This is a genomic window from Fimbriimonadia bacterium, assembly GCA_039961735.1.
In the GTDB taxonomy this organism is placed as follows: domain Bacteria; phylum Armatimonadota; class Fimbriimonadia; order Fimbriimonadales; family JABRVX01; genus JABRVX01.
In genome coordinates, this window is record JABRVX010000030.1 from 1 (window position 1) to 25275 (window position 25275).

At 61.4% G+C, this 25275-nt stretch carries 26 protein-coding genes and 1 tRNA gene; 9 read left to right on the forward strand and 18 right to left on the reverse strand.

Going from position 1 to position 25275, the window contains the following annotated elements; genetic code table 11:
• The 13 genes from gcvT to HRF45_08325 form a co-directional block, all read right to left on the reverse strand.
• Positions 1 to 803 (reverse strand): glycine cleavage system aminomethyltransferase GcvT (gcvT, locus tag HRF45_08265; GenBank protein ID MEP0766516.1); only part of this gene is annotated, 803 nt, incomplete at its 3' end.
• A gap of 119 nt (positions 804 to 922) precedes the next feature.
• Entirely contained in the window at positions 923 to 1522 is a 600-nt protein-coding gene (locus HRF45_08270; protein ID MEP0766517.1) for a hypothetical protein, read from the reverse strand.
• Positions 1523 to 1628: 106 nt separating this feature from the next.
• Entirely contained in the window at positions 1629 to 2066 is a 438-nt protein-coding gene (locus tag HRF45_08275) for a DUF488 domain-containing protein (protein ID MEP0766518.1), read from the reverse strand.
• On the reverse strand, positions 1967 to 2620 hold the full coding sequence (locus HRF45_08280; GenBank protein MEP0766519.1) for a DUF488 domain-containing protein: 654 nt from the start codon (positions 2618 to 2620) through the stop codon (positions 1967 to 1969). The genes HRF45_08275 and HRF45_08280 overlap by 100 nt, the downstream gene beginning before the upstream one ends.
• Before the next feature lie 44 nt (positions 2621 to 2664).
• Positions 2665 to 3462 (reverse strand): LmeA family phospholipid-binding protein, encoded by a 798-nt coding sequence (locus tag HRF45_08285; GenBank protein ID MEP0766520.1) that lies wholly within the window; start codon positions 3460 to 3462, stop codon positions 2665 to 2667.
• Positions 3463 to 4167 carry an ABC transporter ATP-binding protein gene (locus HRF45_08290; GenBank protein ID MEP0766521.1) on the reverse strand — a complete coding sequence of 235 codons (705 nt, stop codon included), beginning with the start codon at positions 4165 to 4167 and terminating at the stop codon, positions 3463 to 3465.
• Positions 4168 to 4206: 39 nt separating this feature from the next.
• Positions 4207 to 4977 carry a zf-HC2 domain-containing protein gene (locus HRF45_08295; GenBank protein ID MEP0766522.1) on the reverse strand — a complete coding sequence of 257 codons (771 nt, stop codon included), beginning with the start codon at positions 4975 to 4977 and terminating at the stop codon, positions 4207 to 4209.
• Positions 4974 to 5555, reverse strand: coding sequence for a sigma-70 family RNA polymerase sigma factor (locus HRF45_08300; protein ID MEP0766523.1), 582 nt, complete (start codon positions 5553 to 5555; stop codon positions 4974 to 4976). The genes HRF45_08295 and HRF45_08300 overlap by 4 nt, the downstream gene beginning before the upstream one ends.
• A gap of 79 nt (positions 5556 to 5634) precedes the next feature.
• Positions 5635 to 6381: a biotin--[acetyl-CoA-carboxylase] ligase gene (locus HRF45_08305; GenBank protein ID MEP0766524.1), complete on the reverse strand. Its 747-nt coding sequence runs from the start codon at positions 6379 to 6381 to the stop codon at positions 5635 to 5637.
• Positions 6381 to 7490, reverse strand: a complete 1110-nt coding sequence (rodA, locus tag HRF45_08310) for a rod shape-determining protein RodA (GenBank protein MEP0766525.1) — start codon at positions 7488 to 7490, stop codon at positions 6381 to 6383. The genes HRF45_08305 and rodA overlap by 1 nt, the downstream gene beginning before the upstream one ends.
• Positions 7484 to 9058 carry a gamma-glutamyltransferase family protein gene (locus HRF45_08315; GenBank protein MEP0766526.1) on the reverse strand — a complete coding sequence of 525 codons (1575 nt, stop codon included), beginning with the start codon at positions 9056 to 9058 and terminating at the stop codon, positions 7484 to 7486. The genes rodA and HRF45_08315 overlap by 7 nt, the downstream gene beginning before the upstream one ends.
• A gap of 21 nt (positions 9059 to 9079) precedes the next feature.
• On the reverse strand, positions 9080 to 9463 hold the full coding sequence (locus HRF45_08320) for a RidA family protein (GenBank protein ID MEP0766527.1): 384 nt from the start codon (positions 9461 to 9463) through the stop codon (positions 9080 to 9082).
• Between the two features lie 13 nt (positions 9464 to 9476).
• Complete coding sequence (locus tag HRF45_08325; GenBank protein MEP0766528.1) at positions 9477 to 10613, reverse strand: ABC transporter ATP-binding protein; 1137 nt, start codon at positions 10611 to 10613, stop codon at positions 9477 to 9479.
• A gap of 298 nt (positions 10614 to 10911) precedes the next feature.
• Between HRF45_08325 and HRF45_08330 the strand changes: the two genes are divergently transcribed.
• The 4 genes from HRF45_08330 to serS all read left to right on the forward strand — a co-directional run bounded on the left by HRF45_08330 (position 10912) and on the right by serS (position 14681).
• Positions 10912 to 11469: a 50S ribosome-binding GTPase gene (locus tag HRF45_08330; protein ID MEP0766529.1), complete on the forward strand. Its 558-nt coding sequence runs from the start codon at positions 10912 to 10914 to the stop codon at positions 11467 to 11469.
• Positions 11450 to 12937: a ferrous iron transporter B gene (locus HRF45_08335; protein MEP0766530.1), complete on the forward strand. Its 1488-nt coding sequence runs from the start codon at positions 11450 to 11452 to the stop codon at positions 12935 to 12937. The genes HRF45_08330 and HRF45_08335 overlap by 20 nt, the downstream gene beginning before the upstream one ends.
• Positions 12938 to 13150: 213 nt before the next feature.
• Positions 13151 to 13369: a ferrous iron transport protein A gene (locus tag HRF45_08340; GenBank protein ID MEP0766531.1), complete on the forward strand. Its 219-nt coding sequence runs from the start codon at positions 13151 to 13153 to the stop codon at positions 13367 to 13369.
• A gap of 37 nt (positions 13370 to 13406) precedes the next feature.
• Positions 13407 to 14681 (forward strand): serine--tRNA ligase, encoded by a 1275-nt coding sequence (serS, locus tag HRF45_08345; GenBank protein MEP0766532.1) that lies wholly within the window; start codon positions 13407 to 13409, stop codon positions 14679 to 14681.
• A 722-nt stretch (positions 14682 to 15403) separates the two neighbouring features.
• On the opposite strand, the gene HRF45_08350 is transcribed toward serS, so the two are convergent.
• Positions 15404 to 16717 carry a Gfo/Idh/MocA family oxidoreductase gene (locus HRF45_08350; GenBank protein ID MEP0766533.1) on the reverse strand — a complete coding sequence of 438 codons (1314 nt, stop codon included), beginning with the start codon at positions 16715 to 16717 and terminating at the stop codon, positions 15404 to 15406.
• A 115-nt stretch (positions 16718 to 16832) separates the two neighbouring features.
• Here HRF45_08350 and HRF45_08355 point away from each other — a divergent pair, with 115 nt between their 5' ends.
• The 3 genes from HRF45_08355 (at position 16833) to HRF45_08365 (ending at position 21285) form a co-directional block, all read left to right on the forward strand.
• Entirely contained in the window at positions 16833 to 17585 is a 753-nt protein-coding gene (locus HRF45_08355) for a sugar phosphate isomerase/epimerase (GenBank protein ID MEP0766534.1), read from the forward strand.
• A 2-nt stretch (positions 17586 to 17587) separates the two neighbouring features.
• Complete coding sequence (locus HRF45_08360; GenBank protein ID MEP0766535.1) at positions 17588 to 18619, forward strand: Gfo/Idh/MocA family oxidoreductase; 1032 nt, start codon at positions 17588 to 17590, stop codon at positions 18617 to 18619.
• A gap of 107 nt (positions 18620 to 18726) precedes the next feature.
• Positions 18727 to 21285, forward strand: a complete 2559-nt coding sequence (locus HRF45_08365) for a bifunctional YncE family protein/alkaline phosphatase family protein (protein MEP0766536.1) — start codon at positions 18727 to 18729, stop codon at positions 21283 to 21285.
• On the opposite strand, the gene HRF45_08370 is transcribed toward HRF45_08365, so the two are convergent.
• Positions 21282 to 22133, reverse strand: coding sequence for a menaquinone biosynthesis protein (locus HRF45_08370; protein MEP0766537.1), 852 nt, complete (start codon positions 22131 to 22133; stop codon positions 21282 to 21284). The genes HRF45_08365 and HRF45_08370 overlap by 4 nt on opposite strands.
• On the reverse strand, positions 22133 to 23023 hold the full coding sequence (locus HRF45_08375) for a UbiA family prenyltransferase (GenBank protein MEP0766538.1): 891 nt from the start codon (positions 23021 to 23023) through the stop codon (positions 22133 to 22135). The genes HRF45_08370 and HRF45_08375 overlap by 1 nt, the downstream gene beginning before the upstream one ends.
• Before the next feature lie 145 nt (positions 23024 to 23168).
• Here HRF45_08375 and HRF45_08380 point away from each other — a divergent pair, with 145 nt between their 5' ends.
• Positions 23169 to 23345 (forward strand): hypothetical protein, encoded by a 177-nt coding sequence (locus HRF45_08380; GenBank protein MEP0766539.1) that lies wholly within the window; start codon positions 23169 to 23171, stop codon positions 23343 to 23345.
• Here HRF45_08380 and HRF45_08385 read toward each other — a convergent pair.
• Positions 23342 to 24265, reverse strand: a complete 924-nt coding sequence (locus HRF45_08385; protein ID MEP0766540.1) for a phosphoribosylaminoimidazolesuccinocarboxamide synthase — start codon at positions 24263 to 24265, stop codon at positions 23342 to 23344. The genes HRF45_08380 and HRF45_08385 overlap by 4 nt on opposite strands.
• Positions 24266 to 24982: 717 nt before the next feature.
• Between HRF45_08385 and HRF45_08390 the strand changes: the two genes are divergently transcribed.
• Positions 24983 to 25060 (forward strand) — tRNA-Pro (locus HRF45_08390).
• A 45-nt stretch (positions 25061 to 25105) separates the two neighbouring features.
• Here the strand turns inward: HRF45_08390 and HRF45_08395 are convergent.
• Positions 25106 to 25275: protogloblin ApPgb (locus HRF45_08395; protein MEP0766541.1), on the reverse strand; the 170-nt coding region annotated here is incomplete at its 5' end.

Genomic DNA, 25275 nt, shown 5'->3' on the forward strand with positions numbered 1-25275 from the left:
TTGATGGACTCGCTGCCGATGAAGCTCTTCGTCTTGCTCACCACCCAGCCCAGTCCGGCCTCGATCGGGTTGATGTCCTTGGTCAGTTCGTGCCCGTACAGCGGCAGCCCGGCTTCCAGCCGCAGCACGTCCCGCGCTGCAAGGCCGCACGGCTTCACCTCTGCATCCAGCAGGGCGCGCCACACGACGGACGCATCCTCCGCGCCTAGGATCAGTTCGAAGCCATCCTCACCGGTGTACCCCGTTCGTGCACCGAAGACTGCTCGGCCAGCTATGTGAAACTCTCGCCCAGTAAACTTGGACATTTCAGACAGATCCTCGCCCGCTAGGCGATTGACGATCGGCACGGCATTCGGGCCTTGCACGGCAATCATGGCGGTCCGCTCGGTTTCGTCTTCCAGCGACACCCCGTCGCGCAGGTGGTTCGTCAGCCACGCGACGTCCTTCTCGTGGTTCGCCGCGTTCACCACCATGCGGAACCACTCGGGCCCGATGCGGTAAAGGATTATGTCATCCACGCACCCGCCGTCCGGGTAGCAGAGCAGGGAGTACTGTGAGGCGCCGTCCACTAGCTTGCTGACGTCGTTCGCGGTCATCTGTTCCAGGTACTCGAAGGCTGCAGGGCCCCGAAAGTGCAGGCGCGCCATGTGGCTCACGTCGAACATGCCCGCAGTGCGGCGTACCGCCAGGGACTCCTGAATGACGCCCTCGTACTGCACGGGCATCTCCCAGCCCGCGAACTCGACCATCTTCGCGCCCAGGGCGAGGTGTTCTGCATGAAGCGGTGTGCGTTTGATGTCCATGGTGGTGACCCTCTTTGCTTTCGCCACCGGCCAGCAGGGCGAGCCGAGAAGGCTCAGTTTCGGTGGCTGCCAATCCATTCTCCAGTCAGGCGCGCAGCCCTGCAGACCCTCGGGTCCATCTACCCACGCTCTCTGCGGGTCGAGCGATCTAGCGCCAGCACTCCCGCCACCAGCTTGTAGCAATACCCGTGAAACGGTTCGCCTAAGCTGATGACTAGAACTACGTGGGACTCGTCCGAAAGGCCCGCCGCAGAGCATTCGAAAGTCCCAACGGGTAGATGCCGAAGCTTGGTTTCCCAAACCTCGTCAGTTAGGACGAGATCGTAGTAGGTAGTCGCAAACCAGAACTGTGTGCGAACCTGGCGTTTGCCTGTCGCGCTCCGCGTGATCTCCCACCTCAGCTCGAGTGGACTGACAGCCGTAAGCGATGAACCGAGAGTCTCTCCGGGTTTCGGGAAACTGACACGGTCCGAATTGTTTCCGAATATCAGACCATCTGTCGCCAGAGCGCGCCGCACGAGTCTGGTGGCCGTGGACGGCTCGCAGGGCCGCTGTAGCAGCTTCCAGCCGACAGGTGCGACCACGGCGTTCTCAGGTTGGCGCGGCTTGGGCGCTGGCCGCAGTAGTGGGACGCTCAAGACATCGAGTGTCCTAGGATGTGAACCATCTCGAAGGCGGATCTGCGAGAGCATCAGCTCGCCGTCGCGCTCTTGGCTCACAGGACGGATCCACCCGCGGCCATCCATGCGCAAGCCTGCCACGCATCGTCCACCAAGCTTCCGAGAGTTAGCTACGCAGAGGATTTCGACGTTGTACACAGCGACCTCACAAGTGCACGATGTCGACTCCGCCCCACTGATTGGCCAGGTACTCCGCCACCAGCCGCCGATGGCAGTGTTCCGCCGTGTGCTCGCTGCACAAGAGGACCGTGGGTCGGTCGAAGAGGCTCTTCGGAATTGCTGCCTCGATCTGCCTCGACCGCATTAGTGCGAGGAAGCTACGCTCGTACTCGCCCCAATCGCCCTTGCGCTTCTTGAATGCGTCCAGGATGTCCTGAGTGGGCGCCAAAAGCGGTTCGTGCACGTAGTCGCATCCGCATAACTCCCGGAGAAAGAATGCCAGGTCGTCTTTTTTGGTGAAAGCTGCAAGTTGCGAGGTGTTGTTCAGTCGGATGTCAACCACTCGTCGGATTCCTGCGTTTCGAATGAGGCCGAAGAATTGCTCGGCGGACTTCTGCGTGAAACCGATCGTGTAGATAACCACTCCTCCTCCTCCTCGAAGAGCGATGCCTGTCCACCCTGCTCGCTGGCCGTCAGCTCTTCTTCAGTCTGCGTAGTGCCGTTGGGCAGGATGTGCACGATGCGTACACCCTCGCGCTGCAGCGCGCGACCGACCAGCAGCCTCCGGTGGCATTCGGTCGGGTCGCCTTCCCCACACATGATGGCGGTTCGCGCCTGGCCCGCCAGGTCAATCAGCCGTTCCAAGCCGGCCCGAAACCACTCGCTCTCCGCCATCGCGCCGTAGCGCACGCGGCCAGCTTCGTCGTAGAAGTGGCTTTCGGCGGGCCTTCCACCCAACCGGTCGCCCATGAACTCGTATCCGATGCCGCGTGACTGCAGGGAGCCCTCTAGGGAATCGCGATTGAACTGACCGGCATAGCGCGAGAATGGTTGCGAGCGCACGTCCACGAGCATCACGACACCCTGCTCCTGGAGCAGTTCGCAGAAACGCCCGATGTCGTGGTTCGAGTGTCCGATGGTAAGAATCGTAGGCATATCTGGCTGCGAGTGATCTACGTGGCTCACGCTCCGGTCCATGCGTATATTCTACTCTGCTTGCAGGGGACCACCTCGCACGGCAGTCAAGGAGAGGGCCGCACGGGGATGCGCATGTCGCCTTCGGCAACTAGCAGGTCCTCGTCTAAGGTCAGCGTGCAAATAGTCAGCGCGCCGTACAGCTTTAGGTCCGCAGTCTCGTCCACTACCGGGTTCAGCCGGGAAATAAACGTCTGTGCTGCAGCAGGCTCCAGCTTGCGACCGCCGATGGTGACGGATGCCCGCACCACGTTCAGCCGCCTTCCATCTTCCACTTCCATCTCGCCTTCCACCCGAAAGCTCATGGTGGCCAGAAAGCGGGCCGTCCCTTCGGCTTCGAACCGCCCATCTCGCAACCGGATCGTGAGGGACTCCAGCATAGGGTTCTTGGCCAGCAGATACTCCGCGAGCGCGGCCCCAGACACCTCCACCCGGCCCTTCCCGACGCCGCTCTCGGTCAGGCGGATGCGTTTCTTGGTGAGCGCATACGACCAGTCGTAGCGGCAGTCGGGGATCTCCCCCCACATGTCTCGTACCCGCAGTCCCGTGATGCTGGAGTCGCGTAACCGAATCGTCAGCGTTTCGATGTGCCCCGCCCGCGAGAACGTGGGCTCCGTGAAGAGCGGCAGGCCCTCGGTGTGAATGCCCTTGGCGAAGAACGCCGCCTCGGCCATCGAACCGTCGGCAAAGGAGAGCAGGTAGCGCGGCTTCACCTTGAGTTCGAGCCGTCCCTTTGGCTCCGGCAGCTTTGAGCGAATGTCCTCGGCGGCGGCAACCTCGAACGAACGGACCGCGTGTCGGCCACCGATGATCACGATGGCCAAGGCAAGCAACCACTTCTCCACTTAGGCGCCGCCGAGATAAGCTTCCCGCACCGCCGGGCTCTTCAGCAGGTTCTCGCCCGTGTCGCACAACACCACGCGACCGGTTTCCAGCACATAGCCACGGTTCGCAATCTCGAGCGCGCGGTGTGCGTTCTGCTCGACCAGGAGGATCGTCCCGCCCTGTTCGTTTAGCCGCCCGATGATCGAGAATATCTCTTTCACCAATGTCGGGGCGAGACCGAGCGAGGGCTCGTCCAATAGCATCAGCTTGGGCCTGGCCATCAGCGCTCGCCCGATTGCTAGCATCTGCTGCTCACCGCCCGAAAGCGTGCCGGCGTTCTGGTGCAACCTCTCCCTAAGGCGAGGGAAGGTGTTCAGCGCGAACTCCAAATCCTCCGCAATGCCGTCATCCTTGCGGGTGAACGCGCCCATCTGCAGGTTTTCCAGGGTAGACATGTTCGTGAAGATGCGCCGACCTTCGGGGGCGTGGCTGATTCCGGCGCTCACGATCCGGTCGGGGCTCCATTCAAGGAGGCTGCGACCCTGAAACGAGATGGACCCGGAACGTGCGGGCACCAGTCCGGAAATGGTTCTGAGCAGAGTGCTCTTGCCCGCGCCGTTGCTGCCGATGATAGACACGATTTCGCCTTCGGAAACGTCCAGCGAAACGGAGTTCAGCGCCTGGATGGCGCCATAGTAGACGTTCAGGTCACGAATGGAGAGCACGACCGACTATACCTCGGTCCTACGACGAGGGCGTCGGGCTCAGCGAAGAAGGCTGTCTATGAACTCGCCGATGACAGCCTTGGGGTCGGGCGGCACCCGATCGCCTAGAACGGCATAGGAGATGCCGCGATCTTCCCACGATGCCACGAAGTGTGTGGGTGCGCAGACGGCCTGCACTTCGGTCTCTCCGATGGTCCAGTTTTCCGCGGCCTCCTGGAGCCGGAAGCGCGTGCGCGAGATGAAGTAGCGCAACTCGCCTCCCTTTCGCATCTGATAGGTGAGCACGCCGATGGTCGGGTTCTCATACACTGCGACCTGGCTGAGCTTGCCACCGACCAAGCTGAGGTTCACAGGCGGAACGTCCGCGTTTAGGTGCATTCGAACCAAGGCGAAGGCTTCACCCGTGTGTGAAGTCTGCTTAACCACAACGGGTGCAACCGTGTCGCGCACAATCCCGTCCTGGCTGATCACGATCCCGGGGCTAATGTACCGATGGAGGGGCTCGTAGCTAACCGCTGCCAGCGCCATGACCGCGGCGAAGCCCGCAGCGGCGAACGCAATGCGCCGAGTCCGCGCACGGACCCGCACTGCCTTGTCGAGAGCGGCGAGCGTTCGCGGCCACAACCCCTCGGGTATCGGCTCGATCACTCGCTTGTCGCGAACCAGATCGCGCGTCTCGCGGCATTCCTCGGCGAGCTTACGGCAGCCGGGGCAGACACTGACGTGCGACTCCGCGAGCTCAGTCTCACGGCAACCCAACTCGTGGTCCACGTATGCGGCTACGATGTCTCGGAAGTCAGAGCAGTTCATGGCTCTTTGCTTTCCTTGTCAGGCAAGACGTCCTGAAGCCTGCGGCGCAGCTCGGCGCGCCCTCTCGACACCCTGGAACGGACGGTGCCGATGGGAACGCTGAGAGCGTCCGCTGCTTCCTGATACGTCAAGTCTTGCAAATCCACGTAGATCAGCGCCTTCTTGTATTCCTCCGGCAGGTTCCGGATGGCACGAACGATGGTCTCGAATTCCCAGTGCTCCATCGCGGCGAGTGCCGGCGATATGTTATTGTCGGGCAGATCCGCCACTCCTCGGCCCTCCGTTGCGTCCATCGAAACTGTTTTTGCTCTTCGACCTTGCCGATGGTATTCATTTATATAGCAGTTGGTCAAGATACGATACACCCAGCTTCGAAACGCCTGTCCGCCCGGCAGTTTTTCTCGAAACGTTCCGAAGTTCCGGAACGCTCGCAGGATGGCTTCCTGGAACAGGTCGGCGGCATCATCCGGGTTCCTGGCAAGTCTCAGGGCCGCGTTGTACAACCCCGTTGTGTGCGGGGATAGGAGCCTTTCGAACTCGTCTCGTTCAGCCTCGGAGTGATGCCAACCTAGCCTCATCCTGGCCACCCATTATGACAAGCGCGGTGGCCCGCTCGGTTCCACAATAGCGTGCCCGGCCCGTGCGTTCCGATGGCATTCACCGACCTAAGGCCCCCCCTTCGGCCCGTAGCGTGACGACCGACGAAGGCAAGTCGTCCTCGCTCCCGTCAGGGAATCGCACACGCAAGTAGCCTAAGTCCGTAATCCCTATCGCTATTCCCGTGAGGCCATCGGGCGTCTGCACCTGCCGCCCAGCGGAGTCGTCGCGAGCCCGGAACTCCGATACGGTCCGAGCCGCATCCCACGGTTCGCGGCTGCGGAATGCGTCCCAAAACGTGATCTCCATTCCGTCAACGTCAACTTCCTTCCCGCACAAGTGCCGGATCGAGCAGGCGCGGCCGGCCAGCTCCGCCGGAAACCCCTGAGCGTTCACATTTAACCCAACACCCAGAACTACTACCGGATGGCTTTCGGGGTCGGCCACTACTTCGACCAGCACGCCGGCCACCTTGCATTTCTCCACCAATACGTCATTGGGCCAGCGCAACCGGACCCTGCAACCCGCACCAGTCGCCTGTTCGACCACCTCGGCCAAGGAACAAGCCGCGGCAAGTCCGATCATTCCAGCCTGAACAGGAGCCCGAATACCCCAAAGGATGTAACTGATGGCCAGATTGCCCTCACCTGAATACCAGTCGGTGCCCCATCGCCCACGCCCGGAGGTCTGGGTGTCGGCCCTGACGGCATCGAACTGCCGCCAGCCCTTGCGGACCAACTCCACGGCGACGTCTTGGGTAGAACCGACCGTACGCAGTCGCAACACGGCGAGCTCCCGCGGAAGCATCAGAACACGATCTCCTCTTCACGTCCCCTGATTCCGGCGACCAGGCCGAGCGAGCAGAAAGCCACCAGTGTGCTCGTCCCTCCGTAGCTTACGAGCGGCAATGGCACCCCGACGACCGGGAATAGCCCGATCACCATGGCCACGTTCACGATGACATGGTAGGCCCACATGCTCAGCACCCCCGCGACGATCAACCGGTACAGAGCAGGACTTGCTGCAATCATCGCTCTCCACAGTCGGTACATGAGCAGTCCGTAGGCTCCGAGTAGGATCGCACTGCCCATGAAGCCGCCCTCTTCTCCCACCACCGTGAAGATGAAGTCGGTCTCTTGCACCGGGATCCAGGCTCCCTCCTTTTGGCGACCCTGCAGATAGCCCTTGCCGGCCAACTGACCGCTGCCCACGGCCAGACGTGCCTGAAGGACTTGATACCCAGCACCTCGCGGATCTGCGGTCGGGTCGAGGAAGGCCACGACTCGGTCCTTCTGGTAGTCCCGGATGATCCCCTGTTCCCACGCAATCCCGAACAGGGCCGCCACAGCTGCGAGCCACAGTCCCAGCATCTTCAGAGGAAGTCCTGCGATGAAGCACATCCCGAACCAAATGCCTACGAACACGAGAGCCGTTCCTAGGTCTGGCTGCTTGAAGACCAACGCAGCGGGAACCGCGATGTGCAGCAGGGAAAGCCAGAACGTCGCCAGCGCTCCCGAATGCGAGGAGCGATAGGCCAGCAGCCGGGCCAGAGTGATGATCAGCAGCAGTTTGGCGAGCTCCGACGGTTGGAACTGCAGGGGACCGATTTCCATCCACCGCTGTGCGCCACCGATGTGGACGCCGGCGAACAGAACCACAGCGAGCATCGCGATCGCCAGCACGTACAGCTTCCGCCAGTGGGTTACCCAGAACCGCGGCGGCACCAGCGCGAATACGACGGCCCCCATCATGCCGATGGCGACCCAGAGCAGGTGCTTTTTGAACACTGTACTACCTTCGGCTAGCACCGCCGAGTACACCGCGGTGATGCCGGCAATCGTGAGAAGAATCGTCGTTAGCACGAGGTACCAGTCCACGCGCTTCAGCATTCGACGGTACGAGGTATCGGTCACCATCCGACTGCTTGTCCATCTGCCCGAGGGTCCGATCCCGCGGACATAACTCCGTCTTCCGCAACCCGGATCACTTGCACCGCACTCGGGTGCGTCCACGGTGGGATGCTCCGGGCCGGATGGCCCCTCGCACGAAGTTGCTCTACAGCAGAAGGGTCGCTCTTGTCCTCGATGTCTAGCGTCAGATCACCGCGACCTAACCACCCTGGCGTCCGATACGCCCAGCGCGGCCGCTCGGCTGCTTCCTGGGCATCCATTCCGAAGTCTGCGATGCACTGAATCACCTGCAGATTGGTCTGCACCTGCACGTGTCCACCCGGGGTGCCGCCGAGAAAGGCCACTCGCCCATTTTTCAGCGCGAGATAGGTGTTCAGTGTGTGCACCGGGCGCTTGCCGGGTGCATAGGAATTAGGTCCCTCGCCAGGGTCGAAGCCGTTCATGCGGTTGTTCATCAGAATACCGAGGCCCGGCGCCACCACCGCCGCGCCCCAGGGCAAAAACACACTCTGGATGAAGCTGATCGCGTTCCCCTCGCCGTCCGCGATGCAGAAGGATGTCGTGTCGGTTCCTGCACGACCCGGTCCAAGGCCAACGCCGGATGCACGGAGTGGATCGATAGTCCTGCGACGGTCGGCCAGGGTCTTGGGAGAGAGTAGGTGCGTCCAGACTTCCGATCCATCGCCGAGGGTCGCCAGGCGATCCGCGAACGCAGCCTTGTGCGCCTCTACCTGCAGGTGGATGAGGTCTGCAGACCCCGGTTCCAGTCTCGCTATCGCGAACCCTTCGAGGATTCCCAGAGCTTCCAGCAACACGATGCCTTGCGACATGGGGGGCTGTCCGCAGACATCGAAACCCCTATAACCGATTCGTAGTGGCGGCTCCAGCGATATGTCGAAGCCGCTTAGGTCTTGTTCGGTCACGGCACTGCCGAGCGAACGAAGGCTTGCGACTAACTTCCGCCCGATCCGGCCGTCGTAGAAGTCGCCTGGCCCGCACGATGCCAAGTCATAGAGTGTTGCAGCTAGGTTCTGCTGTCGAACGATAGTCCCTTCCGCCGGTGCCTGCCCCTCAATCAGAAACTGCTCGCAGGTTTCCTTGCTGCTTCTCAGCACGCCGAGGTGCCCGGCTGCGGCCCGAGCCCACCGTCGCCCCACCGGGCAGCCTTTCTCGGCAAGTTCGATGGCATCGGTAAGGAGCGATGCGAACGGTAACCGACCGTATCGCTCGTGAAGTCGTTGCCACAGCCTTACGAGCCCCGGCACGGTGAAAGCATGGGCTCCGCGTTCCTCGTGTTTGGGCGAGAGTGGACCTGCAGCTGGCGAAGGTCCCGCTCCGTTTGCAGCCAGCACTTCGCTCCGTGACGCATCGAAGAGCACGGCAAACCCATCGCCTCCCAAATGGCTCGCCGACGGTTCGACCACGCACAGCACAGCCGACACCGCGATGGCAGCGTCGAAGACGGACCCTCCAGTGTGCAACACCGTGAGGCCCGCCGACGAAGCCAAGGGATGCGAAGTGCAAGCCAAACCGCGGCGGGCATACACGATCCCGCGTGTGTGCTGCCAGGTCACGTCTGCGCTCCTGCCGAAGCCCTACGGAACGACAGCTACCGCCTCAATCTCCACACGTGCACCCTTGGGCAGGGCAGCGACCTGCACGGTGGAGCGAGCCGGTGGGTCGGTAGGGAAAAACTCGGCGTAGACTTCGTTCACAGTGGCGAAGTCCGCCATGTCTGCGAGGAAGATGGTAGTCTTGACGACATCTGCAAGAGAGGCGCCGCCCGCTTCGAGAACCGCTTTGAGGTTTTCTAACACGCGTGTCGTTTGCGCGGCGATGTCTCCCGAAACCATCTCGCCCGTGGCCGGTTCGAGTGGGATTTGCCCCGACGTGAAGAGCAGCGTTCCCGATACCTTGATCGCCTGGCTATAGGGTCCGATTGCCGCAGGCGCGCGCTCGGTTCCAACTGTATGTCGCATCGCTGTGTCCTCTCTAGCGGATCGCCGCTTCGGTTTCGCAGTCGAACAGGTGTACCTTGTCCACGTTCAGCACGAAGTCGGCCTTCTCGCCTTCCTTCCGCGTTTGCTCGGCGGGAACGGTGGCGACGAGGGAGTGCGGGCCGAGAGCCAGGTAGTAGGTGTCGTTGGCGCCCATCGGCTCAATCACGTCGACCACCGCTTGAAAAGCTGCTCCTGCCACGCCGTTGTTCCTCGGGAATATGTCTTCTGGCCGGATCCCGATCTCAACGCGCCTGCCCCGGTATGCCTCCAGGGTCGCGGCGCGGTCCGGCGGCACCGGGATAACCAACTCCTCGTTCACTCTTACACCGAGCGGCCCATCCTTGGTCACCTCACCGAAGATGAAGTTCATCGGCGGCGTGCCGATGAACCCCGCTACGAATCGGTTCGCCGGCCAGCGGTAGACGTGCTCGGGAATGTCGCACTGCTGAAGTATGCCGTCGCGCATCACCGCAATTCGGTCGCCCATCGTCATCGCTTCCACCTGGTCGTGCGTGACGTAAATGGTGGTGATCCCCAACCGCCGGTGCAGTCGGATCAGCTCGGCCCGCGTCTGCACCCTCAGCTTCGCGTCGAGGTTCGAGAGCGGCTCGTCCATCAAGAACACCTTCGGCTCACGGACAATAGCCCTGCCCAGCGCCACACGCTGCCGCTGACCTCCCGACAGCTCGCGCGGACGCCGCCGTAACAGGTCGGCGAGCCCCAACATCTCTGCTGCGTCCCTCACGCGTGCGTCTATGCTCTGCCTCCGCCTTCGGGCCTCCGCCAGGTGGGTCCACTGCCAGAACACGCCCTTCAGCTGCCGCAGCTTCAGCCCGAACGCGATGTTGTCGTAAACATTCATATGGGGGTACAGAGCGTAGTTCTGGAACACCATCGCGATATCGCGATCCTTTGGAGGAACGTCGTTGACGACGACATCGCCGATACGGATCTCGCCCGAGGTCACCTCCTCGAGGCCGGCAACCATCCGTAGCGCAGTCGTCTTTCCGCAGCCGGACGGGCCGACGAGGACCATGAACTCCTTGTCCTTCACCTCTAGGCTAAGCGAGTCTACGGCAGTGATGTTCTTGAAGCGTTTTGTGGTCTCGTGAAAAGTTACTCCCGCCAAGCGGACCTCCGGGATGCCTGCATTATGTATCCAACCGCTTTCGGAGTGTCAAGTACAACGGTCCAGGTGCGAAGCCCTCCGAACCCAGTACTCTCGTCACTGCCGTCTATGACGGGCGTCATATACATCGAAGGCACACTTCTCGTATTTCTGAGTTGAGACAAAAGTACCCTGATGATTGACACAGGGTAATCGAAAGGCGCCCACACGACGGTGTAGGTAGCAAGGTTCGATTGCTTTCGCTCGATTGACGGTCTAACCGGAGTACGGATATAATCTGAGGTAGAAAGCTGCGTATATGTCCCGAGCCACCCGTACACCAGACAAGCAAGCTTCCGTTTCCAAGCCGACGTACAACACCGATTCGCCTGTGGTGGCCATCGTCGGGAACCCGAATGTGGGCAAGAGCGTGCTCTTCAACCGGCTGACCGGCGCCTACGTTACGGTGTCCAATTACCCGGGGACCACGGTGGAAGTGTGTCGCGGCTGTTGCCGTCTGGGGGGGCGCACGATCGTGGTTTTCGACACGCCGGGGATGTACGGCCTGTGCCCTTGCACCGAGGAAGAGCGTGTAGCGCGCCGGCTACTCGCGGAGGGCAAGCCCGATCTGCTGCTCCATGTGGTGGACGTGAAAAACCTGAAGCGAATGCTCCCGCTCACCTTTCAGCTCGTCGAAGCAGGTTTCAAGGTCGTACTAGTGTTGAACATGATGGACGAATTGGAGAAGACGGGGATGCGCGTGGACGTCGAGGGACTGCGAGCGAAGTTGGGGATTCCCGTAGTGCCTACATCGTGCCTCCACGGGCGAGGGCTGTGTGCACTGCAAGAAGAGATAGATGCCCACCTCGCTTCCTAGTGGTACCATCACCTATGCGCCTCGTGTAGAGGCCGCAGCCGATTCCATCCAAGCACTTCTTCGCGCCGACTACGGCCTCTCGCACCGTGCGGTAGCTCTCTTGGCTCTACAGGGCGACCAAGAGGTTCTGGCGTGGATCGAGTCTCAAGAGGGGGCGAAGACCGCAGAGCAGGTCCGCGAATATGTCCGAAGCGCGGCGGACGGAGCCGAGGCGCCCGGGTTCCTGATTCACACGCAACTTCAGGATTGGGTCGCCGACTTGGTGGACGATGCCACCACTGGCACTCCCGACCCCCAGACAGGGTTCGCCGACCGTCTCGGCCAGCTCTGTACCTCACCGATCACCGGCATCCCTATTGCCCTGATCGTCGTGTACTTCGCTTTGTACCAGTTCGTCGGCATCTTCGGTGGAGGTACGTTGGTCGGGTGGCTGGAAGAGGGGTTATTCGGTAACTACATCAATCCCTGGGTCACGCGTGTCTTCGAGACCTTCGTGCCCTGGGAGGCGGTGCGAGAGCTTTTCGTCGGGGAGTACGGCGTATTCACGCTGGGTGTCACCTATGCCGTTGCGTTGATCCTGCCGATCGTCGGCTGCTTCTTCCTAGCCTTTGCGATACTGGAGGACTCGGGTTACCTGCCGCGTCTCGCCATGCTCCTAGATCGCTTGTTTAAGCTGATCGGTCTCAACGGCCGAGCGGTGATCCCCATCGTGCTCGGCTTCGGCTGCGACACGATGGCCACCATCACCACCCGTATCCTGGAGACGCGTCGAGAGCGCGTGATCGCCACCTTTCTGCTTAGCTTGACCATTCCGTGTGCCGCGCAACTCGGTGTGATCATGGCTCTGCTGAGCACTCGAACGGCCGAGGGCTATCTATTGGGAGTGCCCATTCGGACGGGAGCGCTCGTCTGGGGAGGCGTGTTGTTCCTCATCTTCACGATCGCCGGGCTGCTCGCTGCTCGGGTCACTCCGGGCTCCCTCACCCCCTTCGTGCTCGAGCTGCCTCCCATGCGTCCGCCGCGACTCGCCAACGTACTCGCGAAGACCCTATCTCGCTTGCACTGGTACTTCCTCGAAGTGTTTCCGCTGTTCGTGTATGCCAGCGTGATGATCTGGATCGGCTTGATGACCGGTCTGTTCGACCGGGCTATCGCACTGCTCGAGCCCATCGTGAGGTTTGTCGGCCTTCCGAGCGAAGCGGCGGAGGCGTTCATGTTCGGCTTCTTCCGCCGCGACTACGGTGCTGCGGGCCTGATGAAGACAGCGGACAGCCTCTCCGGTGCAGACCTCGTCACGGCCGCTGTGGTCCTGACGCTGTTCCTTCCGTGCATAGCGCAATTCCTCGTCGTGTGGAAGGAGCGAGGATGGCGCATGGCGTTCGGCATCGGAGCCATCACCTTCACCAGTGCTATCTTGGTGGGTGCGCTATTGTCGCGCCTCCTTGCATGGTCGGGGTTGCCACTGTGATCTGCGGGAACTGCGGACGGGGCTTCTCGGACCGACAAGCGGAGACCGCCTGCCACGGCTGCGGCCACTTCGGTGGTTGCCACCTAGTCAAGTGCCCGTACTGCGGCTACGAACAGCCTCAAGAGCCCGCGTGGGTCGGCAAGTTGCGGGAGCTCCTCTCGCGAGCAGGACTCGGCTCCAGGACGCCGCGCAGGGACGCAGAAGATTAGGCGAATGCGCTTGGACGAGTTGCCCACCGGCCGGACGGCCCGCGTGGTGCGGGTGAGCGATGAAGGTGGTCACTGGCGGAAGCTGATGGCTTTCGGGATACGTGCCGGGACAGTGCTTCGTGTGGACCAGAGATTCCCGTCTCTCGTCGTGCAGGTTGGGCACACGCGTGTAGCCCTCGACTTCAGCGCCGCAGCACTCGTAGAGATCGAGCCTACTAGCTAGCCCGGAGCCTCCAGCGACCTTCGGTATACTCCCTGCCATGTTGGATCGTGCTTTGGTTCGCGAAGATCCCGAGCGAGTGCGCCGGGGTCATGCACGCAAGCGCATGGAAGCGCCCCTCGACGAGTTCCTGGCCGCAGACGCCGAGTGGCGCCGAGTGAAGACTGAGGTGGACACCATGCGCGCCGAGTTGCAGAAGGCGAGCAAGCAGATCGGTGCCATGAAGGCTCGCGGTGAGGATGCCTCGGAGGCCATCGAGCGAACTAAGTCCCTCGGCGACTCGATCGCAGCAAGCGAGCAGAGGGTGCGTGAACTCGAAGCCCGCACACATGAGCTCGAGCTGCTACTACCCAATCTGCCCAGCGACACTACGCCGGATGGCCAGGGCGAGCAGGACAACGTCATTGTGTCCGAGTTCGGGGAAAAACCCCGCTTCGACTTCGAGCCCTTGCCCCACTGGGACCTGTGCGAAAAGAACGGGATGCTGGACTTCCCGCGAGGCGCAAAGCTTGCAGGAAGCGGGTTCATCCTTTACACGGGCTGGGGTGCGCGGCTGGAGTGGGCGCTGCTCAGCTACATGCTGGACATGCACACGAAGCGTCACGGGTACCGCGAGATCTTCGTGCCGTTCGTTGTCAACCGCGCGGCGATGACGGGTACCGGACAGCTTCCCAAGTTCGAGTTCGACATGTATCGGCTCCCCGATGACGACCTGTTCCTGGTGCCGACCGCCGAAGTGCCACTTACCAACGTGTATCAGGGAGAGATACTAACAGCGGACGCGCTACCTACCAAGCTGTGTGCCTATTCCGCTTGCTTCCGACGAGAAGCCGGTGCAGCAGGCAAAGACACTCGTGGACTGCTGAGAGTTCATCAGTTCAACAAGGTGGAACTCGTGAAGTTCACTAAGCCGGAGGACTCATATATCGAGTTGGAGAGCCTGGTGAACGATGCGCGAGCAGTATTGGAGGGCTTGGATCTGCACTTCCGCACAACACTCCTGTGCGCGCCAGAGCTGGGTTTCTCCAACGCACAGTGTTATGATCTGGAAGTGTGGGCGCCCGGGGTAGGAAAGTACCTCGAGGTCAGCTCTTGCAGCAACTTCGAGGCGTTTCAGGCGCGGCGGGCGCAGATACGCTTCCGCAGAGAGCAGGGCGCAAAGCCGGAGTACGTGCACACCCTGAACGCATCCGGTGTGGCGTGTCCGCGTCTCTTCGCCGCCTTCGTCGAAACACACCAACGACCCGACGGCTCCATCCACGTGCCCTCCGTCCTCCGCCCCTTCCTCGGCGTTGACCGAATTCCGGCAGGGTAGTCTCTGGGAGGCTTTTGGGAGTGCGGGAGCCGGTCGCGTTTTGTCCCGCTACCTCGTACAGTGCGGCCGGCCCTTCGCTCCAAAGGTACGCCCGCGTCAGCATCCGGCAGATGTTAGCATAACCGGTAGGGTCCTTGGCGAGTAGTGTGAGATGATGCACCTCCGGACCACCATATAACATGTCATAGGTGGTCGCTGGCACGACGCTAACTCCCCTCCCTCTCTCCGTTCTCGGGGAGGGGGTTGGGATGAGCCTCCCCCCGATGCCTCCGCCGCTTGCGGTGGAGGCTGTAGGTGCGGTTACTGACTCGGCATCTCTCGTAGGTTCGATCAGTGGCAATGAACAACACCCACCCCCGTCATGCTGAACCACCTCCTCGCGTTCTGCCATACCGTCATGCTGAGCCTGTCGAAGCATGACGCCGGATGCCGCCTCCGTAGCACCTGAAGGCGTGACGTGCTGCCTGCGAACGCATGCTTCGACGGGCTCAGCATGACGTTTGCTTCGACGGGCTCAGCATGACGGGACGTGCCGAACGATATCGTCTTCCGGTGCCACGTTCGCGGCTTACGGCTGCATGCTTCGACGGGCTCAGCATGACGTTGTCGGAAGTTGTGACGCGATGACGGTGTGGGTTGGAAGTTACCCATGTGCCCATCCGCCCTCGGATGGGCACAGCACTGCTACTCCGCCGCTGTGAGTGGCGACGAGGCCGGTCGCGCTACACGCTCCAGGTACCACGCATCGTGCGGGCGACCATCTGGCTCGCCTCGGCGTCGGCGCGGAAATCCTCCTTCACAGGGTCCCACTCCAGCCGCCTACCACCCAGTCGCAGGCAGATGTTGCCCAGATGGCACACCGACACCGACCGATGCCCATTTTCGCAGTCGCATATGGGCTGCTTCCGTGTGCGCATACACTCCACGAAATTGGCTGCGTGGTCGTTCGACACATACAGCCGTTCGGCGTTAGCAGGCAGGGGCTCTTCCAGCAGCTTCGGGTCGCTCGCGCGCAGCACCCCGCGACTCACGAATATCCACCCTTCGTCGCCCTCGAAGTGCACGCCGTTCTCGCCCTTATGACTGGTAACTAACTTGATGCCACCGGGATAGGTGTACGTCACCTCGAACTCCTGAAACGCATTGAAGCAGTTGTGGCCGAAGTGGCGCACGCCCACCGCCTCCACGGCAATCGGTCCCGAGCGGTCCGTACCCAGCCCCCACTGCGCGATGTCGTTGTGGTGTGCTCCCCAGTCGGTCATCATGCCGCCGGAATACTCCAACCAGTGCCGGAAGCTACCATGGGTGCGTTCAGGCACGTAGTCCGTGTAAGGTGCGGGCCCCAGCCACATGTTCCAGTCCAAATCCGTTGGTACCGGCTTGGTGACGAAGGGGCCGCCCGTCGCCCCACCGGGCAAGTGTGCTTCCACTCGCCGAATGTTGCCGATGCGCCCGTTCCGCACCAGCTCGCACGCCAGTCGGAACTGCCCATCGGAACGCTGCTGGCTCCCTGTCTGGAACACGGCGCCCGTCTGCTTCCAGATGCGCGTTATGCGCTTGCCCTCGTCTATGGTGAGGGTGAGCGGCTTCTCGCAGTACACGTCCTTGCCCGCGCGCATTGCCGCCGCACAGATGACGGCATGCCAGTGGTCTGGCGTGCCAATAACCACCGCATCTATGTCCTTGCGCTCCAGCAGCTCGCGGAAGTCCGAGTACATGGCACAATCGGGGCCGACGGACTGCGCCGCGTCGCGCATGTGTGTAGCGTCCACGTCGCACACTGCCACCAGCTTCACGCCGGGCTTGGTAGCGATCCATCGGGCCACGTTCAGCCCTTGCTGAAACCCGCCCTTGCGTCCGCCAGGCCCGATGCAGCCGATGTTGATCGTGTCGTTCGGGCCGATGGGCCTCCTCTGAGCTACCTGTGCTGCCTCTGCGGCCTCGGCTTCGGCCACGAACCACTTTGGCAGGCCGGCCGCGACCATGCCGGCCGCCGTGGTCCTCAGGAACGCTCTTCGAGAGATATCAGATTGCATAGCTTCACCTCGTGGCACAGGAGTTCCGGGGTGGCCTAGGGCTTCCTGCAGGGCCGCTCTGCAGGGCTGGCGAAGAACGGCACGATGGGGCGACGTTGCCTCACGAGGAGGAACGATGAAGCTCGGTATTCAGAACTACACGCTGCGTGACCTACTGGCCAAGGACTTCTTCGGCACGCTGGAGAAGGTCCGGCAGCTCGGTCTTCGCTACTGCCAGATATCGGGTGGCCTGTACGGCCACACCCCCGCCGCGGTGCTGGAACACTTCAAACGGATGGATATGAAGGCGGTTGCCGTTCACGTGGGTTTGGATCAGCTCAACAATGACTTCGAGCGTGTGATCGAAGAGGCGACGATCTTGGAGTACGGATACATCGTGCTGCCTTGGGTGGACAAGGCGCAGTATGGGCAGGGATGGGCCAAGTTCGCCAAGGAATTGGAGCCCATCGCACGCAAGGTGCACGAGCGCGGTTTCCGTTTCCTCTATCACAACCATAGCTTCGAGTTTGCCAAGGAGCCCGATGGCAAGGTGGGCTATGACGCCTTTTTCGAGGCTGCAGACCCGAAGCTGATAGGAGCGGAGCTAGACACCTATTGGGTCAAGCATGGCGGTTACGATCCCGCTGCATACATTCGTAAGCTGAAGGGGCGTGTGCCGGTGCTGCACTTCAAGGACATGGGCCGTGATGAGAAGCGGTCTTTCGTCGAGCCTGGGCAGGGGATTCTGGACTGGGACGACATCATCGCCGCGTGCAAGGAGGCGGGTTCGGAGTATGCGTTCATCGAGCTGGACACCTGCCCTCGCGAACACATCGAGTCCGTCCGTATCTCCACCGAGTTCCTTCGGTCCAAGGGCCTGACGGAATAGCAGTGTCCGCGTTGCGAATCGGTGTCATAGGATGCGGCGCGATACACGCCACTCACTGCGATGCCATCCGCCAGATCGCTGGTGCTGAGTTGGCGGCGGTGATGGACGTCAACGCCGACCGTGCTAGGACCGCAGGGCACAAGTACGAGGTGCCGTGGTTTACCTCGCTAGGTCCGCTCCTGCGGCGGGTGGATGCTGTCGACGTGTGTACGCCGAGTGGCACTCATGCCTCGATCGGCCTGCGTGCCGCACGAGCCGGTAAGCACATCGTGGTCGAGAAGCCGATTGATGTTAGCGTTCGCGCTGCAAAGAGATTGGTGGAGACGTGCAAAGAACTGGGGCTCACTCTGGCATGCATTAGCCAGCATCGATTCGCCGCCACGGTGCGTGCCGCGCGAGACGTGGTGCAGGGCGGCCTGCTGGGCCGAATGCTGATGGGTGACGCGTACGTGAAGTGGCACCGGTCTCAAGAGTACTATGACAGCGGCGAGTGGAGGGGCACGCACAGGCTGGATGGTGGGTGCCTGATGAACCAGGCCATTCACTATGTGGACCTGCTGCTTTGGATCATGGGGCCGGCCGCCTCCGTCCGTGCACTCACCCGAACAGCGTGTCACCGGATGGAATGCGAGGACGTGGCGGTGGTGATGGTGGAGTTTGCCAGTGGTGCGATGGGTGTGATCCAAGCATCCACCTGCTGCTATCCCGGCCTGCCGGAGCGCCTGGAACTGCATGGCGAACGCGGGACTATCGTCATCGAGGCAGACCGCATCTCGCGTTGGGACTTGGAAGGGGTGCCGACTCCATCAGCGCAAGCCCAGCCGAGCTCGACTGGCGCGGGCGATCCGACGGCTATCTGGGGGGAGCAGCACCGGCTGCAACTACAGGACTTCGTGCGTGCCGTGAGCGAGCGGCGTGAGCCGGAGGTGAGTGGGAAGAACGCACTCGACACCCTGGGGTTCCTGGATGCCGCGTACCGCAGCGCTCGGCGAGGTGGGATGAGAGTGAATTTGAGCCCTGCCTGCTCGCTCTAGACGTGTGGTGTCGGGTGCCATGGGCAACGAATTGCCCATGGCACCCGAAGAACTGGATCGGAGTGCACTAGGAAGGGACCGGCCTGTAGCACATCGAACCCAGCACTATGTTGATCGCATGTATCGTCATAATTGGCGCACTTCTTCAGACGTCTGATACCCGACAGGTCGGCCCCCAGGACGGCGGGTCGCACTTGCTTCCCACCAGCCGGCTGATCCGGCCGGCTGGGCAGCTTCTCGAGCTGGACCGCGGCAGGCCCGTGGACATGGTGCTGTCCAGAGACGGCAAGCTGCTGTTCGTGAAGGATCGTGCAGCGCTGCGAGTCGTGGATGCCGTGAACTGGAAGCTGCTCCAAACAGTGACACTCCCGGGTGGTGCTTCGCTCCACGGCATCGCCGTTTCGCATGACGGTGCCACCGTCTGGGTGACCAACGCGGCAGACCGACTGCACGAGTTCCGCAAGACGGAGGACGGCACCTATGCGCTCTCACGGAGCATTCACCTACCCGGGCCAGGTGGTAGCGGCTCATCGTTTCCCTGTGGCATCACGCTTTTGCAGGACGAGGCCACCGCCTACGTCTGCCTATCGCGCAACAACTCGGTGGGAGTCGTCGACCTAGCCGCCGGCGCACTGGTGAGGGAGATCTCGGTGGGTGTCGCTCCTTACGACGTGGTGTTGGACGGAGTGGCCGACAGGCTTTGGGTGACAGTTATGGGTGGTAAGCCACCGGCTGCAGACGAGCCGAAAGCACCTTCCGCAGGCACTCCTACTCTGGTGGACGACCGTGGGGTAGCGGCGTCCGGCGGCGTGTACGAGGTCTCACTGTCCGATGGGCGTGCGGTGGGCATGATCCCGGTAGGACTTCAGCCTTGCGAACTGCTGCTGCTTGCCGACAGCAATCTCTTGTTGTGTGCCAACGCCAACTCGGACTCTGTGACATGGATTGACACGGACACCAAGAAGGTCATTTTCGACCTGACTATCAAACCCGATACTAAGCTGCCGTTCGGTTCGATGCCGAATGCGCTAGCAGTGTCGGCGGACGGTAAGAGCCTGTACGTCGCACTGGCAGGCAACAACGCGGTCGCAGTGGTAGACATCTCACATCCCCGTGCACCCTACGTGCTCGGTTTCGTTCCAAGTGGGTGGTACCCTGTCGCGCTCGTGTCTCACGGTGCCAACGTGTTCGTAGCAGCAAACAAGGGTATTGGTTCCAGAACTCCTGTCAGGGATATGGAGAAAGGTTGGAACTCCCACGATCATCGCGGTTCTCTCCAACGCTTCGCCGCTCCTAGCTTAGCGGACCTCGCCCGAATGACGTCAGAGGTACGCCGCTATGGCAAAGTGCCCCAGATACTGCGGTCGTTCGAGCGAACAGGGGCCGGCGCTGCGGCACCTCAGCCAGTGCCTGCTCGCCTGGGAGATCCGTCGGTGTTCGAGCACGTCATCTACGTGATCAAAGAAAACCGCACCTACGATCAGATGTTCGGTGACATAGAGAAGGGTGACGGCGATCCGAAGCTGTGTACTTTCGGTAGAGACATCTCGCCGAACCACCATGCGCTCGCCGAGCAATTCGTGCTGCTCGATAACTATTACTGCAACGGCGTGCTTTCAGCCGATGGACACTCATGGGCGACGGAAGGGAACGTCACCCCGTACTTGGAGAAGGCTTTCGGTGGCTTCACACGCTCATACACTTTCGGTGACGATCCACTCACCTACTCCAGCAGCGGCTTCATCTGGGACGGCATCCTGGGAGCGGGGCTTTCCTTCCGCAACTACGGAGAGATGGACTCGGCGGTCCTGCCCTCGGGCTGGGGCTTCAAAGAGGTGTGGGAGGCATACCGGAAGGGCGAACGTACCGAGTTCGGACAAGACATCGGCATAGCACGACTGCGGTCCTATTCCTGTCGCGACTATCCGGGTTGGAGCATGGCCATTCCCGATGTGTTGCGAATGGACCGGTTCTTGGAGGAGTTTCGTCAGTTCGAGCGAGATGGGGACCTCCCCAACTTCGTGCTCATCTACCTGCCCCAAGACCACACGTCGGGGACCAGCCCGGGATGGCCCACTCCGCGTGCTCACGTTGCAGACAACGACTTGGCAATCGGTCGCCTAGTGGAAGCTGTCTCTCATAGCCGCTTCTGGCCGAAAACCGTCATCTTCGTCAACGAGGACGATCCGCAGAATGGTTTCGATCACGTGGACGGCCATCGGTCTATCTGTCTCGTGATCAGCCCTTACACGAAGCGCGGAGCGGTGATCAGCGAGTTCTACAATCAGACGTCGGTGCTACATACCATCGCCCGCATCTTCGGGGTGCCGCCGCTCAACCAGCAGGATGCCTCCGCACCACTGATGAGCACATGTTTTTCTGACACTCCAGACCTAACACCATATCGAGCCCTGAACCCCGCTGTCCCGCTGGACGAACTGAACCCGCCACTCAGCTCGCTCGGTGGTCCTGCCAGGTACTGGGCCGAGGTGAGTACGAGCGTGCCGATGTACCGTCGGGGCTTGAAGACCGCACAGCACGAGCAGGACCTAAACCGTGTCATCTGGTTCGCGATGAAGGGGTACGACACACCCTATCCCGAGGAGTTGAGTGGTGCGCACGGGAAGGGCTTAGGCTCACGACGACTGGTACACGAAGAGCGCTAGACGGAGCCGCGCATGATGCCTTCGACGGTACGAGGGCCCACGTCGCGCGACCCCGATACGGGAGCTACCGTGACCGGGTACAGGTGTTCGATGATCCCGTGCTTCAGCAACAGCACCTGAAACAGCTCGATACCATCCAGATGTGCGCGTGTCAGGTCGTAGTCCATGATTCGTCCCAGATAGTCTCTGCACGCAGCGGGGTCTCGACCTTGCTCCTGTGCATGCTGCTCCGCGAGCACGTTTACAGCGTGGAGGCCCCAGCGCTTCGCTTCCTGAAGCAGTCGTACGAGTTCCGGGCTGATTCCTGGCTCACCGATCCACGCTGCCCACACGAAGGGGAGACCGGTCAGCTCCGTCCACGCGAGGCCCAAGTCCATCACGTGCAAGCCGGTTCCATCCGACCACATACCGATATCACCGATTACCACACACGCGTCGTTGCGCTCGAGCATGCGGTGTAGGTTTGGTTCCTCGTTGCACACCATGGGCACCGCATCGTATAGCTCTGCCAACAGGATCTGGGCTAGATGTGCCGAAGTCAGCGATCCGCTGTCCAAGGCCAGCGTCTCGATCTCCTCGAAGGGCTTCTTCGAGAAGAGGCGGACGCTCTTCACCTCTCCCCGCGTGCTGATGGAGATGTCAGGAACGAACTGAAGGTTCGGCCTTGCCAGCGCCTCATAGGACGAAACCAGTGCGAGGCGATAGTGTCCCAGCCGCAGACCTGCCGCAAGCATAGCTGGGGTGTCGTAGAAGACTCGCACCCCTGTTGCACTACCCGGTTGCTCCAGATACGCTACCAGTGGCCGCGCATTCAGGTAGGGAACGGCGCCGATCCGAACCTCGTCCATCACCGCCGTACCATCCAGTCTGCGAGAACGAACACGAACAGCGCAATGCTCACGAATCCATTCGCGGTGAAAAACGCAGTGTTGAGCCTAGTCAGGTCATTGGGACGCACAAGCCACTGCTCGTAGGCTAATGCTACCGCTACTACCGCCACACCCACGTAGTACACGACTCCTAGTCCTAGTGCTAGGCCACCGCCCACAAGCATCGCTACTGTAAGCACGTGGAGAAGACGAGATATGGCAATTGCCCGTGTCGCCCCAAATCTCGCAGGCGCGGAATGCAGTCTATGCACCCTATCGAACTCCTCGTCGGCCAGACTGTACAGGATGTCGAACCCTGCGATCCAACACATGACTGCTGCCGAAAACCACGCCGGCCCCGGAGCCAGCGACCCAGTGACCGCGATCCAGGCAGCCGTGGGTGCCACGCCGATCGCAGCACCGAGCCAGAGGTGGCTAAGCCACGTGAACCTCTTCGAGTAACTGTACGTCATCACCAACGCCAGTGCGACAGGACCCAGCCGTAGTGCCAGCGGGTTCAGAAACCACGTGGACAGCACGAACAGCCCCAGCATTACGGCTAGGAACATCCATGCGTGCGCCAAAGTGAGCCGCCCGGCTGGAAGTGCCCGATTCGCGGTCCGGGGGTTCAGCGCATCCAGCTTTGCGTCCACGATCCGGTTGAACGCCATCGCGACACTACGGGCGCTCACCATCGCAACCAGCAACCACATCAGCACCGAAGGAGCAGGGAAGCCCTCGGCCGCAAGCAGCATGCCGATCAGCGCAAATGGCAGGGCGAAGACCGAATGCTCGAACTTCACCAGCTCCAGGAATTCCCGGGTGGCACCCAGTGGACGCAGTGGTTCGAAACCTATGGATGAAGACATCGTGCCTAAAAAGCATACCTGCCTCTCGCGGAGCCGTGAGGCCCCGCATTCTTGCCACAATCGCGGAATCGGGCCCAACTGGTGAACTGAAGGCCTGCCTCGTGCGTACTAAAAGGGTGCATCCGTGAAAGGGGATGGCCTTCGTATGAGTGCCGATACGATGGAACGAGTAGTGACCGTCGAGTTAACCCAAGACGAGGCAATGGCCCTGCTCTCTCTGTGCGCAACCAGCATCAAGAGCATAGATGAGCAGACACGAGCCGCATTAGAGGAACTCGCCGCTTACTGCAAATCCCTCGTCAGTCCCGAGGCCCAGGCTTAGCCGTTCACTTCGGCAAGCTCACGGCCCGTTAGCCGCCGAAAGGCCTCTACGTACTTCTTCGTCGTCTCCTGCACCACGTGTTCCGGCAGTTCGGGTCCTGGCGGCGTCTTGTCCCAGTTCAATCCCTCCAGGTAATCGCGAACGTACTGCTTGTCGAAGCTCGGTGGCGAGCTCCCCGGTCTGTACACACCTGCCTCCCAGTAGCGCGACGAGTCGGGCGTGAGAACCTCGTCAATCAGAATCAGCTCGCTATCACAAGTTCCGAACTCGAATTTGGTGTCCGCGAGAATCAGCCCGGCACGTGCTGCGTGGTCCGAGGCCTGCATGTAGAGGGACAGCGAGCGCCTGCGAAGCTCCTCGAGCAGGTCGGCACCCACGATCTCGGCTGCTTCCTTCATCCCAATGTTCTCGTCGTGACCGGTATCCGCTTTGGTGGCGGGGGTGAAGATGGGCTCCTCCAGCCGCTGAGATTCCTGGAGGCCGGCAGGCAGCGATATGCCGTGCAACTCCACGGTTCGATCGGGTCCCCCCGCCTGACGGTACTCCTTCCACAGCGAACCAGAGATGTAACCGCGCACCACGCACTCCAGCTTCACGGGCTTCGCCTTTCGAACCAGCATCGAGCGACCCGAGAGTTCGGGTCGTGGATCTCCGCCGGCTGCCCGGACTACCGCAGCAATCCGCTCGAAGTCGACACTGACCATGTGATGAGGTGTATTCAGCAGATCGAACCAAAATGCACTTAGCTGTGTGAGCACGTGTCCCTTGCACGGGATACCAGTGGGCAGAACCACGTCGAAGGCGGACAACCGGTCGGTGGCGACCATCAGCATGCTGTCCCCCAGGTCGAACATCTCACGCACTTTGCCTGTAGCGGCGGGAGCGAGACGTCCAAGCGAGATCGAAGTCACGGCTTGCATGCGAGGCATTCTACCGCGGGAAGACAGAGGGCCCGAAAGTGGCAGGCGGTTCGCACAGGTTTTCACAGGGTGGGCCCCACTGACACAGTCAGTCGGGAACACTACACTTCGCAGGGCTGTCACTATGTACGTGGTCTCGTTGCAGGAGCCTCGGTTGACCGCCTACCTGCGTACATTACGTTTTCGTTGAGTACGACCTTCTCTCGTTTCGGTCGTGTGCTTTGCTGTCCAAAGTCCGCAACGCCCGTCTACCTGGCTCAGAGAGCGGAGCCCCATGGTTCACTCTGACCAAAAATATCCCTGGGCGCGCCGAACTCAATAGAGAGGCGGCCGGAGGAGGCGAAACTTCTCTGGCCGCTCTCGTGCGGTTACCTTCTCGCGCTAAGATGCTCGACGATCCGCATCGCTTGCCTCGTCGGTCTCTGAGTCGCGGGGCGACCCCCCGCATGAGCCGAGTCCTCAAGAGAAGCCCGTACCCACGCGACTGAGGATCCAAAGCACCGCCGCGGCTGCTGCAACAACGACAAGAACGTCCGCCATGATTGCCCTCCGTGCGCGTTCGCGCACCAACGGAATATACGGATGGTGCGTCCATCAGGTTGAGTCGGCGGGCCTTCCGCCGGTGCAGGCGGCCTCGGAGAAGACGGCAGGGTGTAGACATCGGCGCCCAAATGTGCCATCCTTATCGTGTCTGCGGCTCAGCCGCACAATCGAGGTCGGGGCGTGGCGCAGTTTGGCTAGCGCGCTTGCATGGGGTGCAAGAGGTCGCTGGTTCGAGTCCAGTCGCCCCGACCATAAGAGACATTGCGAATGAAAGCGATGCTCAGGTCAGAAGTTCCATCAGAAATCCCCATCCTTCACATACGGATAGCTCCACAATGTCACCTGCAGGAGGCACGACTTGAGCCACGCAGTGTACATCTTCTCGACATCCGCGGCCGAGTGTCCTTTCTTCGCGAGGAACGGCTTGAGCGTAAATGTCACAGGAAAAACCAGCAAGAACAGGTCCC